General features: G+C 71.9%; 12 protein-coding genes. 3 read left to right on the top strand and 9 right to left on the bottom strand.

Annotated elements, in window-relative coordinates:
* Nucleotides 1–174: 174 nt before the first annotated feature.
* From ACZBH1_RS10455 to ACZBH1_RS10445, 3 genes are read right to left on the bottom strand one after another with little or no spacing between them, the layout of a single operon-like run.
* On the bottom strand, nt 175–972 hold the full coding sequence (locus ACZBH1_RS10455; RefSeq protein WP_463646334.1) for an LLM class F420-dependent oxidoreductase: 798 nt from the start codon (nt 970–972) through the stop codon (nt 175–177).
* A 52-nt stretch (nt 973–1,024) separates the two neighbouring features.
* Nucleotides 1,025–1,996: a permease prefix domain 1-containing protein gene (locus ACZBH1_RS10450; RefSeq protein ID WP_336394782.1), complete on the bottom strand. Its 972-nt coding sequence runs from the start codon at nt 1,994–1,996 to the stop codon at nt 1,025–1,027.
* Nucleotide 1,997: 1 nt separating this feature from the next.
* Nucleotides 1,998–2,333 carry a PadR family transcriptional regulator gene (locus ACZBH1_RS10445; protein ID WP_336394781.1) on the bottom strand — a complete coding sequence of 112 codons (336 nt, stop codon included), beginning with the start codon at nt 2,331–2,333 and terminating at the stop codon, nt 1,998–2,000.
* A gap of 99 nt (nt 2,334–2,432) precedes the next feature.
* Between ACZBH1_RS10445 and ACZBH1_RS10440 the strand changes: the two genes are divergently transcribed.
* Nucleotides 2,433–3,434, top strand: a complete 1,002-nt coding sequence (locus ACZBH1_RS10440; RefSeq protein ID WP_463646333.1) for an o-succinylbenzoate synthase — start codon at nt 2,433–2,435, stop codon at nt 3,432–3,434.
* Between the two features lie 6 nt (nt 3,435–3,440).
* On the opposite strand, the gene ACZBH1_RS10435 is transcribed toward ACZBH1_RS10440, so the two are convergent.
* On the bottom strand, nt 3,441–4,079 hold the full coding sequence (locus ACZBH1_RS10435; protein ID WP_463646332.1) for a TetR/AcrR family transcriptional regulator: 639 nt from the start codon (nt 4,077–4,079) through the stop codon (nt 3,441–3,443).
* Between the two features lie 137 nt (nt 4,080–4,216).
* On the opposite strand from ACZBH1_RS10435, the gene ACZBH1_RS10430 reads away from it, so the two are divergent.
* Nucleotides 4,217–7,120: an MMPL family transporter gene (locus ACZBH1_RS10430; protein WP_378883559.1), complete on the top strand. Its 2,904-nt coding sequence runs from the start codon at nt 4,217–4,219 to the stop codon at nt 7,118–7,120.
* Complete coding sequence (locus tag ACZBH1_RS10425; protein ID WP_463646331.1) at nt 7,117–9,159, top strand: YhgE/Pip family protein; 2,043 nt, start codon at nt 7,117–7,119, stop codon at nt 9,157–9,159. The genes ACZBH1_RS10430 and ACZBH1_RS10425 overlap by 4 nt, the downstream gene beginning before the upstream one ends.
* Nucleotides 9,160–9,340: 181 nt before the next feature.
* Here ACZBH1_RS10425 and ccsB read toward each other — a convergent pair whose 3' ends face one another.
* From ccsB to ACZBH1_RS10400, 5 genes are read right to left on the bottom strand one after another with little or no spacing between them, the layout of a single operon-like run.
* A complete protein-coding gene (gene ccsB / locus ACZBH1_RS10420) occupies nt 9,341–10,423 on the bottom strand; it encodes a c-type cytochrome biogenesis protein CcsB (RefSeq protein ID WP_463646330.1) in 1,083 nt (360 codons plus the stop codon).
* A gap of 4 nt (nt 10,424–10,427) precedes the next feature.
* A complete protein-coding gene (gene resB / locus ACZBH1_RS10415) occupies nt 10,428–12,203 on the bottom strand; it encodes a cytochrome c biogenesis protein ResB (protein ID WP_463646329.1) in 1,776 nt (591 codons plus the stop codon).
* Nucleotides 12,184–13,020 (bottom strand): cytochrome c biogenesis CcdA family protein, encoded by an 837-nt coding sequence (locus tag ACZBH1_RS10410; protein ID WP_336394774.1) that lies wholly within the window; start codon nt 13,018–13,020, stop codon nt 12,184–12,186. Before ACZBH1_RS10410 ends, resB begins: the two co-directional genes overlap by 20 nt.
* The gene (locus tag ACZBH1_RS10405) at nt 13,017–13,652 is read right to left on the bottom strand and encodes a TlpA family protein disulfide reductase (RefSeq protein WP_336394773.1); all 636 of its coding nucleotides are present in this window, start codon (nt 13,650–13,652) and stop codon (nt 13,017–13,019) included. The genes ACZBH1_RS10410 and ACZBH1_RS10405 overlap by 4 nt, the downstream gene beginning before the upstream one ends.
* Nucleotides 13,649–14,278 carry a histidine phosphatase family protein gene (locus tag ACZBH1_RS10400; RefSeq protein WP_463646328.1) on the bottom strand — a complete coding sequence of 210 codons (630 nt, stop codon included), beginning with the start codon at nt 14,276–14,278 and terminating at the stop codon, nt 13,649–13,651. The genes ACZBH1_RS10405 and ACZBH1_RS10400 overlap by 4 nt, the downstream gene beginning before the upstream one ends.
* Between the last annotated feature and the right edge of the window lie 2 nt (nt 14,279–14,280).

Here is a 14,280-nt window from a genome sequence, read left to right as displayed (position 1 = left end):
TAGCCGCGGCGCCTCGTGCGACTGCGGTTCATGACGGATGCCGCGACGCGGCGAGCGCGGTCGGTGCGCGGCATCCGTCCCCGCCGATATCGCGCGTTCTCGCCGAGAGACCACGTCGTCGTCGCCCGGGACGTGGTCGCTCGGCGAGATCACGGTCTCTCGGCGGGAAGGAGGTCAGCCGTTCTTGGCGTCGCGCCAGCGCAGCCAGCGCTTCACCAGGTCGTAGTCCCAGTCCGGGCCGTGGAACGCGAGCGTGAAGAGGCGCACCCCGGCGGCGTGGAGCTCGTCGGCGAATCCCTCGCCGCGCTGGTGCAGCTCGTTCGAGATCACGAGATCCGACGTGTCGCGCTGCTCGCGCTCGGCCCACCGCTCGATGACCTCGAGCTTGCGCGGCAGCTCGTCGGGGCGCACGAAGCTGTGCCAGATGTCGGCGTGACGGGCGACCAGGCGCAGCGTCTTCTGCTCGCCCTTGCCGCCGATCATGACCGGGATCTCTCGCGTGGGCGCCGGGTTCAGCTTCTGCCAGCGCGCCTCGATGCGCTCCAGGCCCGCCGCGAGGTCGTCCAGACGCGAGCCGGCGGTGCCGAACTCGTAGCCGTACTCCTCGTAGTCGCGGGCGAACCAGCCCGATCCCGTCGCGAAGATGAAGCGGCCCACGCCGTCCTTGGCCGAGATGTGGTCGACCGTGCGGGCCATGTCGGCCTGCAGGTCGGGGTTGCGGTAGCTGTTGCAGTTCACCAGGGCGCCGAACTCGACGCGCTCGGTCTGCTCGGCCCACGCGGCGAGCATGGTCCAGGACTCGAAGTGCAGGCCGTCGGGGTCCCCCGACAGCGGGAAGAAGTGGTCCCAGTTGAACAGGATGTCCACCCCCATCTCCTCCAGACGCACGACGGCGTCGCGGAACGCGGAGTACGGGGCGTGCTGGGGCTGCAGCTGCACGCCGAGGCGCACAGGAGTGTCGAGAAGGGGCATGGGAAAAAGACTAGGGCCGCCGCGAGGGGGCGGTCCCCGTTCCGGCGGCTCCTCAGCGCCGTGCCCGCGCCGCCTTGAGGAAGGAGTCGATGCTGTCCCACGCGGCGATCGCGACGACGCCGAACGCGAACCCGGTCGTGACGACGGTCGTGACGGTGCCGGAGGAATCGGAAGGGATCACCGCGTCGAGAAACTCCGGGTTGACCAGCTGCTGCTGCGACAGCAGCCACAGCGCGCCGCCTGCCACGGTGAGGTTGAGGAACAGGTTCACCGTCGCCGACCCGATGTCCCACCGGCCCTTGGCGTACACCGAGATCGCCAGGAGCGCCTCGAGCACCATGACCGCGAAGAGGCCGCCGATCCACCAGGGCCACAGGCTCGGGGCGAGGAACGACATCCACCCGGTCTCGGGCGTGTACACGAACCCGACGAAGTGGTCCCACAGGATCGCGCCGGCAGCGATCGCGAGGAACACCAGCGATGCCACCAGGTCGCTGAGACCGGTGCCCCGCTCCCGGGGCTCGGGCAGGTCGTCGGGCGTCCAGCGGCTCACGAGCCCGACGTCGGCGCTGTGGGTGGACCGCTCGACGATGAAGAAGACCAGCGTCGTCCAGAAGCCGATGTGGACGATCACGCTGAGCACGACGCTGATCACCGAGCCGATGATCTCGCCGAACTCCGCCCCCGACAGCGTCTGGCCCAGCGCCACGCCGAAGGCAGCGCACACCGGAACGATCGCCCACAGCAGCTTCGTGAGGCGCCACCACGTGAGGTAGTACCGCGGACCCACCAGCCACAGCGGCCGGTCGGTGTACTGCGCGGCGAGCTTGTCGGGGTCGCCGAGCTCGACGAGCACCGCGCGCTCGGCGTCCGGGCGGGGCTCGCCCTGCTCCACGCGCGCCTCGACCTGGTCGTCGATCGATGCCCGCAGCTCGGCGGCGAGGTCGGCGCGCTGGTCGTCGGGCACCGTGCGCATGGCGGCGTCGACGTAGCGGTCGGTGAGGGTGACGGGGGTGGCGTGCATGTCAGTGCTCCTCGGGGAGTGCGTCGATCGCGGCGGCGATCGCGTGGAAGTCGTCGATGAGGGCCGCCGCCAGCCGGGAGCCGGTGGCGCTGGTGCGGTAGAACTTGCGGGGCCGGGCCTCGTCGGTGTTCCACTCGCTCGTGAGGTACCCCTGCTTCTCGAGCCGCCGAAGCAGCGGGTACAGCGTGTTGGTGTCGGTGGCGAACCCGCGCTCGCCGAGCTGCTCGAGGAGCCCGTAGCCGTAGCCCGGCTGCTCGAGGAGCCGAAGGCACGCGAGCACGACTGTGCCGCGCCGCAGCTCCTGCAGATGGGTCTCGAGGACCTCGGATTCGCTCATACCCGACACGATACTGTGTGTCACACAGTATCGTCAACCACACATTGTTCTGACGGGACTGCCCCGCGCGCGGACGAGGAGAACGGGCAGGATGGGGGCGTGAGCACTCCCGCACCCCTCCCCCCGCTCTCCGAGATCATCGCCGGCGCCCGCGTCGTGGCCCTGCCGCTCGTGACGCGGTTCCGCGGCGTCGACGTGCGGGAGGCCCTCGTCTTCGAGGGGCCCGAGGGCTGGAGCGAGTTCTCACCCTTCCTCGAGTACGGCGACGACGAGGCCGCGACGTGGCTCGCCGCCGCGATCGAGGATGCCTGGATGCCACGACCGCAAGCCCGCCGGGATTCCGTCGGCGTGAATGCGACGGTGCCGGCGGTGGACGCGGCATCCGTCCCCGCCGTTCTCGCACGGTTCGACGGCTGCCGGACCGCGAAGGTCAAGGTCGCCGAGCCCGGCCAGCGCCTGGCCGACGACGTCGCCCGCGTGCGCGCCGTGCGCGAGGAGATGGGGCCGGAAGGCCGCGTGCGGATCGACGCCAACGGCGCCTGGAACGTCGACGAGGCCGAGCGTGCCCTCCATGCGCTCGCCGAGTTCGACCTCGAGTACGCCGAGCAGCCCTGCGCGACCGTCGACGAGCTCGCGGAGCTGCGCCGGCGCGTGAAGTACATGGGCATCCCGATCGCCGCCGACGAGAGCGTGCGCAAGGCGGCCGACCCGCTCGCGGTCGCCCGCGCGGGCGCCGCGGACCTCCTCGTGATCAAGGCGCAGCCGCTCGGCGGCGTGCGGCGCGCGCTCGAGATCGTCGCCGAGGCGGAGCTGCCGGCGGTCGTGTCGAGCGCCCTCGACACGTCGGTGGGCCTGTCGATGGGCGTCGCCCTCGCGGCGGCGCTCCCCGACCTCGAGTACGACTGCGGGCTCGGCACGGCGTCGCTCTTGGCGGCCGACATCGCCGACCCGCCGCTCACCCCGCGCGACAGGGTTCTGCACGTCGGCCGCGTGAGGCCCGACCCGTCGCTGCTGGCCGCGCACGCGGCATCCGCCGACCGCACGCAGTGGTGGCTCGACCGCCTCGCGCGGTGCCACGCGATCCTCGCCGCAGCGGGCTGACCGAGGTCAGGCCGGATCGACCAGCGCGGTCGCGAGCCCCGCGGTGCGGTCGTTCACGAGCCGGTGCGTCTCGGCGGCGTCGAGGCCGGTCATGACGGCGTACGCCGACGCGTCCTCCCAGGTCTGCATGATGAGGCCCGCGAACTCGGCGGCCGGGAGCCGCAGCCGGAACCCGTACGACTGGGCGAGGCTCTCGATGAACGAGCCGACGCGCTCTGCCATGCCCTGCTGCCAGGCCACGTAGGTCTCGGCCAGCCGCGGGTCGCGCATGGCGCGGGTGCGGATCTCGCTGGTCAGCACGATGCCCTGCTTGCGGTCGAACGCCACGTCCAGCAGCTGGCGCACCAGCGCGCCGGCCTCGAGGTTCTCCCCGCGGGACTGCAGCTCGGTGACGCGCTCGGCCACGGCCTCGATCTTCTCGCCGGCGACGCGCTCGGTGAGGGCGAGCATCAGCTCGTCCTTCGTCTCGAAGTTCGAGTAGAAGGCGCCGCGGGTGAAGCCGGCGCGCTCGCAGATGGCTTCGACGGATGCCGCGTCCAGGCCGAGCTCGGCGAACACCTCGGCGGCGGCATCCAGCAGCTTCTGCCGCGTCGCCTCACGCCTCTTCGAGGTGCCGGACGCCTCGACCACGGGGGTGTCGCTCATCGGTCCTCTCCTCTTTCACCAGTCTCACACGGACTGTTCAGCTTCGGGCGCGCAACCCGCCTTACGATACACTCATGTATCCGATACAGCGCTGTATCGACAGATCCCGATCTTCCCACCCGTGAACCGGAGGCGCTGTGTCGACTCTTCTCTATGCGCTCGGACGCTGGGCATACCGCCACCCGTGGCGCGTGCTCGTCTCGTGGGTGCTGCTGCTCGCACTGGCCGGCGGCGGCGCACTGGTGTTCATGAAGGGGACCGACAACTCCTTCTCGATCCCCGGCACCGAGGCGCAGGAGGGCATCCAGCTGCTCGATCGCAGCTTCCCGCAGGCCAGCGGCACCAGCGCGCAGCTGGTGATCGTCGCCGCAGACGGTGACCGGGTCGATCAGGAGCCGTACGCCGCGGCGATCGACGACACGGTTGCGCACCTCGAGGACCTCGACGGCGTGATCGCCGTCACCGACCCGTTCGACGAGATGGTCACCGGGATGGTGTCGGACGACGAGTCGGCCGCGATCATCCGCCTGCAGTTCGACGGCCAGGCCACCGACGTCTCGGACGAGACGAAGGCCGGCCTGGAGGACGTCGCCGACGATCTGCGCTCGGCGCTGCCGGAGGGCTCGCAGGTCGCGATGGGCGGCGACCTGTTCTCGACCTCGGTCCCCGCGCTCTCGCTCATCGAGGCCGTCGGCGTGCTCATCGCGCTGTTCGTGCTGATCGTGACGTTCCGCTCGTTCGCGGTGGCGTGGTTCCCGCTGGTGTCGGCGCTGATCGGCGTCGGCCTCGCGATCGCGCTCATCTACGTGTCGACGGCGTTCGCGTCGATCTCGTCGACCACCCCGATGCTCGCCATCATGCTGGGTCTGGCGGTCGGCATCGACTACGCGCTGTTCATCGTGGCCAGGCACCAGGACCAGGTGCGCGCCGGCATCGAGCCGGAGGAGTCGGCGGCCCGCGCGACCGGTACGGCGGGCTCGGCGGTCGTCTTCGCCGGCGTGACCGTGCTGATCGCTCTCATCGGCCTCGGCTTCGCCGGCATCCCGTTCCTCACGACCATGGGCGTCGCGGCCGCCGTCGCCGTCGCCATCGCGGTGGTCGTCGCGATCACGCTGACCCCCGCACTGCTCGGCTTCGCCAAGAGCCGAGTGGCCGGCTGGGGGCACGGCCGGAAGCGCCGGGGGATGCCGCTCCCCGGCCGCTCACGGCCGGTCGGCGCCGCCGCCACCCCTGCCGCCGACGAAGCGGCGCAGGCTCCGGGGCGCCAGGCAGACGGCGCCTCGCCCGCGTCCCCCGCGGTGGCCGTGAAGAAGCCCAACCGCTGGGTGATGCTGGTGACCACGCACCCGCTGATCACGACGATCGCCGTCGTGGTGACCCTCGGGATCATGGCGATCCCCGCCGCGAGCCTCGGCCTCGCGCTGCCCAACGCCGGCGTGCAGCCGGAGTCGAGCCAGGCGCGGCAGGCGTACGACCTCACGGCCGAGCACTTCGGCCCCGGTGCGAACGGTCCCCTCATCATGACGGGCACGATCGTGACCTCGACCGACCCGCTCGGACTCATGGAGGACCTGGCCGCCGAGATCGAGCAGGTCCCCGGCGTCGAGGAGGTCGCGCTGGCGACGCCGAACGAGACGGCCGACACCGGACTCATCCAGATCGTGCCCGAGACGGCGCCCGACGACCCCGCGACCGCCGACCTCGTCCGCGCGCTGCGCGACCTCGCTCCAGAGCTCGAGGACGAATACGGCGTCGACCTCCTCGTGACCGGCTTCACCGCCGTGGGCATCGACATCTCCGATCGCCTGGGCGCCGCCCTGCTGCCGTTCGGGGTCTTCGTCGTCGGCCTGTCGCTGGTGCTGCTGATGATCGTGTTCCGGTCGATCTGGGTGCCGATCAAGGCGGCGCTGGGCTACCTGCTGTCGGTCGCCGCGTCGTTCGGGGTCGTCGCCGCCGTGTTCGAGTGGGGCTGGGGCGCCGACCTCCTGCACGTCACCCGCACGGGCCCGGTCATCAGCTTCATGCCGATCATCCTGATGGGCGTGCTGTTCGGCCTGGCGATGGACTACCAGGTGTTCCTGGTCAGCCGCATGCGCGAGGACTACGTGCACGCACGCCGCGGCGCCGGCGGTCACGCCTCGCACAGCCGTCGCGACATCGCCATCGGGGCCGTGCGGTCCGGCTTCACGGCCTCGGCCCGCGTCGTCACCGCCGCGGCGATCATCATGTTCGCCGTGTTCGCGGCCTTCGTGCCCGAGGGCGACTCGTCGATCAAGCCGATCGCGCTGGGGCTGGCGGTCGGCATCGCCGTCGACGCCTTCCTCGTGCGCATGACGCTCGTGCCGGCGGTGATGACGCTGCTGGGCGACAACGCGTGGTGGATGCCACGGTGGCTCGAGCGGATCCTCCCCCACTTCGACATCGAGGGCGAGGCCGTCGAGCGGGAGCTCGCGCTCGCGTCGTGGCCGGAGCCCCACACGACGGCGGTCGTCGTCGGCGAGTCCGTCGGCGTCCGTGCCGACGCGGGTGGAACGGCCGGCGAGGTGGTCCTGTTCGAGGATGCCGCGTTCCGCGTGGAGCCCGGCGGTACCCTGATCGCCACCGGCGACCCGCGCGCCGCGCGCGCGTTCGCCCTCACGATCGCCGGCCGCTTGGCCCCCACCGACGGGCGCCTCCGTGTCGCGGGACACCTGCTGCCCGAGCGCGCGGCATGGGTGCGCGCGCACGTGGGCCTCGCCCTCCTCGGCGACGGCGACGAGCGCGTGCCCGCGCTGCGACGCGCTCTCGCCGGCAGGGCGAGCCTCGTCGTCATCGACGGGGTCGACACCCTGGACGCCGCCGAGCGCGACCAGGCCGCGGCGCTCCTGCGCGACGCGACGCAGTCGCTTCTCGATGACGCCCGCCTCACCCTCGTCCTGACCGCGCGCACCGAGAGCGCCGCACTCGCGCTCCTCGCGGACGCGCACCGACCCGACGTCGCAGCGATCGCGCTGCGGGCGGGCAGCACACAGACCACTCGCTCCGCAGAGGTGAACGCATGACGCTTCCCATCGAACGCTCCCGCACGCGCCGGCCCGTCACCTGGCTGACGCTCATCGGCGTGCTGCTGCTCCCCGTCGTCATCGGCGGCATCCTCGTCGCAGCCCTCTACAACCCGGTCGAGCGCCTCGACGCCCTCACCGCGGCCGTCGTGAACGAGGACGAGCCGGTCACGATCGACGGACAGATGGTGCCGCTCGGCCGCCAGCTGACGGCCGGGCTCGTCGAGGGATCGGACGAGCTCGACAGCAACCTCACCTGGAGGATCTCCAACGCCGAGGATGCCGAGGAAGGGCTCGCCGACGGCACCTACGCCGCCGTCATCACCATCCCCGAGAACTTCTCCGCCGCGGCGACGTCGACGCAGCCCGGCGAGACGCCCGAGCGGGCCACGATCGAGGTGACGACGCCGCCGGACAGCCTGATCGTGGACGACGCCATCACGGCGCAGATCGCCACCGCCGCCGCGGGCACGATGGGCGCGCAGCTGTCGACCGTGTACCTCGAGAACGTGTTCCTCGGATTCACCACGCTCGGCGAGCAGCTCGGCAGCGCGGCGGACGGAGCGACACAGCTCGCCGACGGCGCTACGCAGGCCGCGGACGGCGCCGCCGAGCTGCCGGGCGGGATCACGGCGCTCGCCGACGGCACCGCACAGCTCTCGGACGGTGCGACGCAGCTCGCCGGCGGCGCCGGTCAGCTCGCGGGGGGCGCGAGCTCGCTGCAGTCCGGCCTCTCGACCATCGCGGGCAAGACGCGCGATGCCGCGGGCGGCGCGCAGCAGCTCGCCGACGGCGTGACCGGCGGCGCGACCGAGCTCGAGCAGACCGGGCTCGTCCCCGACGAGCTGTACGCGGGAGCCGACATGACCGCGACGCTCGCCGGCGACACGGAGGCGGCCGCCGCGAAGACGCTCGAACTCGCGAACAGGTGCTTCGCCGTCAGCAGCGACCCGCAGCTCTGCGTGGACCTCGTCACCCAGGCGACGATCACGCAGAAGACCGCCGAAGGTGCCGAGCAGGCGGCCCAGGGGACGGCGGGCGGGCTGCGCGCCTTCGACACCGGCGCCACCGCCGAGTTCGCCGCCCAGTTCCGCGAGATCGCCGCGAACGTGTCCACACTGAGCGGCGGCCTCTCCCAGCTCGCGGGCGGCATCGACCAGTCCGCCGCCGGCGCGGGTGAGCTCGCGAGCGGCGCCGTCGGCATCCAGACCGGTGCGAACGGACTCGCCGCCGGCGCGTCGCAGCTCGCCTCCGGCGCCGACCAGGCAGCCGACGGCGCCACCAGCCTCGCCGACGGCGTGGCTCAGCTCGCGGACGGCACCGGAGAGCTCGCGAGCGGGCTGGCGACGGCATCCGATTCCATCCCCACCTACAGCGATGCCGAGGCGACGGATCTCGCCTCTGTCGTGGCTGACCCGGTCGAGGCGGAAGGCGTGGGCACCTCGCTGTTCGGCGCGTCGGCCGTTCCGCTGCTGGCGACGCTGGCGCTGTGGTTCGGCGGCCTGGGCACGTTCATCGCACTGCAGGCGGTGTCACGCCGCGCACTGACCTCGCGGGCGCCGTCGGCGCTGCTGGCGCTGCGCTCGTTCGCACCGGCCGCCGGCATCGGCGCGCTGCAGGGATTCCTCGTCGGCGGCGTGGTCCAGCTCGCGGCGTCGTACTCGTGGGCGGAGTGGACGGTCTTCACGCTGGTCTGCGTCGTAGCGGGCATCGCGTTCGCCGCGGTGAACCAGGGCTTGGTTGCGGTGTTCGGCGGTGCCGGCCGGTGGGTCTCGGCGCTCGTGGGCACGTTGGCGATCGCGACCGGAGTGGTCTCCACGGTGCCCGGCGTCCTCGCCGGCGTCGCCGCGCTGATGCCCACGACGCCCGCGTACCAGGGCATGGTCGCGGCGCTCACGTCGGCGTCGGGGCTGGGCGCGGCGATCGTCGGGCTGGTCGTGTGGACGCTGCTCGGGCTGGGGGCGACGATCCTCGTCGTCGCTCGCCGCCGCAGCACCTCGGCGCAGGATCTGCTCAAGGCCGTGCCCGCCGCGGCCTGACCCGCGCGCACGAAGGCCCGCGACCCCAAGGTCGCGGGCCTTCGTCATGTCAGGGGTGCGTCAGCGCCGATTCGCCGGGCGGGTCCTCGGGCCCGCGCTCCTGCCACTGTCGCCGACCTGCTGCGCGGAGCCAGCCGGGTTGACATCAAGACGCCGGGAGGCGAGGGGCACGATCAGGGAGTCAGCTCAGGCCGGAATAGGCGTGGAGGCCCTTGAAGAACATGTTCACGATGGTGAAGTTGAAGATCACGGCCGTGAAGCCGATGATCGACAGCCACGCGGAGCGCGCCCCGCGCCAGCCGCGCGTCGCGCGCGCGTGGATGTAGCCGGCGTACAGCACCCAGATGACGAAGGTCCACACTTCCTTGGTGTCGAAGCCCCAGTAGCGGCCCCACGCGTCGTTGGCCCAGATGGAGCCGGCGATCAGGGTGAACGTCCAGAAGATGAAGCCGAGGATCGCGAACCGGTACGCCAGCGACTCCAGGGCGTCGGCGCTCGGAAGCGTGCGGAGGAACCCGGGGCCGGTCTTGACCGTCCCGCTCTCGCCGGCGCCGTCGCGCGCCGCACGGTCGGCGGCAGCCACCTTGCGCTCGCGGCGACCCTGCATGAGCTGCAGCACCGAGAGCCCGAAGGCGAGGGCGAACAGCGCTGTGGCCAGCGACGCGACGAAGACGTGGATGACGAGCCACACCGACTTCAGCGGATCCATGAGCGGGACGATGTCGGTGTAGAACCAGATCGCCGTGCCGCCCAGCAGCACGACCGTGAGGCCCGTGATGAACGTCCCGAGGAACCGCAGGTCGTAGCGGAACAGCACCCCGAGGTACACCGCGACGATGAGGAGCGTGCCGGTGAGGGCGAACTCGTACATGTTCGACCACGGCACGCGGCCTGCCGCGATCCCGCGGGTGACGTCTCCGCCGAGGTGGAACAGGAATCCGAGCACGGTCAGGGAGGTGCCGATGCGCGCCCACACGAGGCGCTGACGGCGGCCGACGGGGGCGTTGAGCGCCGCCTCCGACGCGACCTCCTGATCGCGGAGCCGCTGGACGGGGCCCGAGCGGTCCGCACCGGGGCCGCCGGCGGCGACGAGCTGACGCTCGCGCACGCTGCGGGCTGCGGCATCCCTCGAGTCGACGGCGACCGCACCGCGGCGTGCGAGGTCGACGGCGTACGCGATGAAGGCCAGTGCGTAGACCGCGATGGCCGTCCAGACCAGGAGCACCGAGACCGAGTCGAGCGAGAACGAGGAGGCTTCGGGCATGGGCTCAGTCTACTTCCGGGGTGGATTCGGGCCTCGGGCTCCGGTCGGGCGCGGACGAGGCGGCGGGGGCGGCCAGCGACGCGAGATGCTGCTGGGCGAGCTGGGCGACCGCTGCGTCGAGGGTCGGGTCCTCGCCGCGGGCGAGGCCGGCGTACTCCAGCCGGACCGTGTGGCCCTCGGTCGTGGCCTTGACCCACATGCGACGGCGGGGGACGAAGAGGGCGGCGAGCAGCCCAGCGGTCGCGAGCGTCGCGAACACGAGGACCCAGGTCGCCGACGCGTCCCGGTGGATCGACAGCGACACGTAGCGCTTGACGGACTCCTTGAAGTCGGCGGCGCCCTCCCCGGACTCGTCGTCGAACGAGATCGAGCCCAGCCCGTCGGGCAGGTCCACCGTCTCGCCGGGCATGAGCGCCAGCGCCTGCGTACCCGAGTCGCCGCCGGCGAGCTGCGTCATCTCGCTCGGATCCAGCGTGTACACCGACCGGGGGACGCCGTCGTTGATGCCGAGATCGCCCGAGTACACCCAGAACGTGAGCATCGGGTACTCGAGGTCGCCGTACACCGACGTGAACGCGCCGTTGGTGAGCTCCTGCGCGGTCGGGTAGAAGAACCCGACCAGGCCGACCTGCTCGCGCAGTCCGTCGGGCACCTTCACGACGCCCTGCGAGGTCATGTTGTTGTCCTGCGGCAGGAAGGGCACCGGCTCGGAGAACACGACCTCGCCGTCGGTGTCGCGGATCGTGATCGTCGGGGCGTAGCCGTTGCCCATGAGGTAGATGCGGTCCCCGGCGATCTCGAGCGGATGGTTCACCCGCACCTCGCCCTGCGCGGCGTCGGCGTCGGGGAACTGCGTCGTCAGGTGCGCGACGAAGTCCCCGGCCTGCCCCGCGCCCTGCTGACCCGGAGCCACGTACGACAGCGAGAACTCGTCGAGCGTCAGCGCATACGGCTCGAGCGCGTCCTCGTCGACGAAGCGCCCGGGGTTGAAGGACGTGTAGTCGAGCATCGTGTTGACCCACGTGCGGCCTTCGATGATGACCGTCTGCCCGGTGTAGGTGAAGCCGCCGCCGATGCCGACCGCGAGCAGGACGCCGACGAGCGCGCCGTGGAAGACGAGGTTGCCCGTCTCGCGCAGGTAGCCGCGCTCGGCCGACACCGACGTCGTCCCGGCCGCGTCGTACCGCTGGACCCGGTAGCCGGCCTTGCGCAGCTGCTGCCGCGCGGCGTCGATCGCGGTCGACGCGCCGGCGGCGGCCTCCTCGGCACCCGCGAACTCCAGGACCTCGGAGCGGTGCGCGTCCAGCCGCGACAGTCGGGCGGGGGTGCGAGGCGGCTGGGCCCGCATGGCCTTGTAGTGGTGCTTCGTGCGCGGGATGACGCACCCGACGAGCGAGATGAACAGCAGGATGTAGATCGCCGAGAACCAGGGCGACGTGTAGACGTCGAAGAGGCTCAGGTTGTCGAGCACGGGCGCGAGGTCGGGGTTGTCGACGAAGTACTGGCGGACGCCGTTCGGATCGGCGCTGCGCTGCGGCACCAGCGACCCCGGCACGGCCGCGATCGCGAGCAGCAGCAGCAGCACCAGTGCCGTGCGCATCGACGTGAGCTGCCGCCATCCCCAGCGGAGCCAGCCGACCACGCCCAGTGCGGGCTGCTCGACGTCCGAGGCCGCCGCCGGCGCGTCGCCGTCGGCGTGGTCCGAGGGACGCAGGGTCCCTTCGACGGGCTCGGCACGCGATGACGGGCCCGCCGGCGACTCAGAGCGGGGCCGGGACACTCGCGAACACCCCCTGCAGCTGAGCCATGATCGCCGTCCAGACACCCGTCACCATCAGCAGGCCGAGCACGACCAGCAGTGCGCCGCCGACGAGGTTGACCACGCGGATGTGACGCCGCACGAACGACACCGATCTGGTCGCCCACCCGAAGCCGAGAGTGAGGAGCAGGAACGGGATGCCGAGGCCCAGCGAGTACGCGACGCCGAGGAGCGCGGCGCGCGCGGCGGAACCCGAGTCGAACGCCATCGTGAGGATGACGGCGAGCGTCGGGCCGATGCACGGCGCCCAGCCGATCCCGAGCGCGACGCCCAGCAGCGGGGCCCCGATGAGCCCGAGGTTGCCGCGCACCTGCGGGCGCGCGATCCGCTGCGCGACCCCGAGCCAGCCGATGAAGACCAGGCCCATGGCGATGATGACGACGCCCAGGATGCGCGTGATGACCTCGGAGTACTCGACCAGGAAGCGGCCGAGCGTCCCGCCGAGCATCGCGATGCTGACGAACACCACGGTGAAGCCCGCGATGAACAGGACGACGCCGAGCACGAGCCGGCCGCGGCCGGGTCCTTCGACGGCGTCCGGCGCCGGCGCGCCGGCCGCCGCAGCGCCGGTCCCGGTGCCGGTTCCCGTCGCCGAGGCCGTCGAGGCTCCCACCGTCACCGCGGCGGGACGCGGGCTCACCGCGCCGCCGATGAAGCCGAGGTAGCCCGGCACGAGCGGCAGCACGCACGGCGAGAGGAACGAGATCGCCCCGGCGAGGATCGCGATCGGGATGGCGACGAGGAGCGACCCGTCGGCCACCAGCGCGCCGATGCTCACGTCTCCTCCAGCGTCTCGCGCACCAGGGTCTCGAGGATCGACGCGTCGTCGATCTGTCCGACCAGGCGTGCCGCGACGCGGCCGTCCTTGTCGAGCACGAGCGTGACCGGGACGGCGTTCAGCGGCGTCTCGCCCGCGAACGCGAGCTTGATCGAGCCGTCCTCGGTGGCCAGCGCGCTCGGGTATTCGACGCCGTACGTCGAGGCGAACGCCCGCGACGCCTCCGCGCCGTCGTACAGGTTCACCCCGAGGAACGACACGTCCTGGCCCTCGAACGCGGCATCGGCGGCGGCGAGCTCGGGGGCCTCGACGCGGCACGGCGCGCAGCCGGCGTACCAGAAGTTCACGACGAGCACCTGGCCGGCGTAGTCGGCGCTGGATGCGGTGCCGCCGGTGTCGAGGACGGCCTCGAAGTCGACCGGGTCGGTGCGCTCCGCGGCCGGGATCTCGACCACGCGGAAGCCGTCGGCGGCGACGAAGCCCTTGTTGTCACCCGAGCGGTACTGCTCGGCCAGCGGGTCCTCCGAACACGCCGCCAGCCCGGCGATCAACCCGATGGCCAGGAGCGCGGATGCCGCAGCCCGCGCCCTCGCTCCGCGACGCGTCGTCCGCGGCCGGTGCCCGGTGGTCATACCGCCCCCACATCCACGGCGCCGGCCGTCGACGCCGGCTCGGCGTAGGCGGTCTCGGTCCACTTCCCGTCGACCATCTCGAAGCTCGTCACGCTCGACAGCGCACAGCGTCGCGCGCGAGGGTCGTGGCGCAGCGGGAGGCCCGCCACGGCGAGGTGGGTGATCCAGATGGGCAGCTGGTGCGAGACGACCACGACATCGCCCCCGTCGGCCGAGTCCCATGCGTGGGTCATCGCCGAGTTCATGCGGCCGACGACGTCGGCGTACGGCTCTCCCCAGCTGGGCAGCGCGGGCTTGCTCAGGTGCCGCCAGTTCCACGGATTGAGGAGGGCCATCATCATGCGCTTGCCCTCGAAGACGTTGGTGGGCTCGATCACACGCTCGTCGAGCACCGGCTCGAGCCCGAACAGTTCGGTGAACGCCTCGGCCGACTCCTGCGTGCGCTGCAGCGGCGAGGCGACGAGTGCCGAGACGGGGCGTTCGAGCGACTGCAGGTACTCGGCCGCCTGGCGGGCCATCCGACGCCCGTCAGCGCTCAGCCCGAATCCCGGAAGTCGACCGTAGAGCACGCGTCGGGGGTTGTGGACCTCCCCGTGACGCACGAGATGGAGGCGGTCGGCGGGCACCG

It is taken from the genome of Microbacterium sp. ZXT2-5 (assembly GCF_055329545.1).
Note: the sequence above shows the minus strand (reverse complement) of the source record. Positions and strands in the feature narration are given on the sequence as shown.

Bases quoted from the DNA above. Each gene is read 5' to 3' on its own strand.
- ACZBH1_RS10425 (WP_463646331.1), top strand. From the start codon at position 7,117: ATGACGCTTCCCATCGAACGCTCCCGCACGCGCCGGCCCGTCACCTGG.
- ACZBH1_RS10450 (WP_336394782.1), bottom strand. From the start codon at position 1,996: ATGCACGCCACCCCCGTCACCCTCACCGACCGCTACGTCGACGCCGCC.
- ACZBH1_RS10405 (WP_336394773.1), bottom strand. From the start codon at position 13,652: ATGACCACCGGGCACCGGCCGCGGACGACGCGTCGCGGAGCGAGGGCG.
- ACZBH1_RS10435 (WP_463646332.1), bottom strand. From the start codon at position 4,079: ATGAGCGACACCCCCGTGGTCGAGGCGTCCGGCACCTCGAAGAGGCGT.
- ACZBH1_RS10445 (WP_336394781.1), bottom strand. From the start codon at position 2,333: ATGAGCGAATCCGAGGTCCTCGAGACCCATCTGCAGGAGCTGCGGCGC.
- ccsB (WP_463646330.1), bottom strand. From the start codon at position 10,423: ATGCCCGAAGCCTCCTCGTTCTCGCTCGACTCGGTCTCGGTGCTCCTG.
- ACZBH1_RS10455 (WP_463646334.1), bottom strand. From the start codon at position 972: ATGCCCCTTCTCGACACTCCTGTGCGCCTCGGCGTGCAGCTGCAGCCC.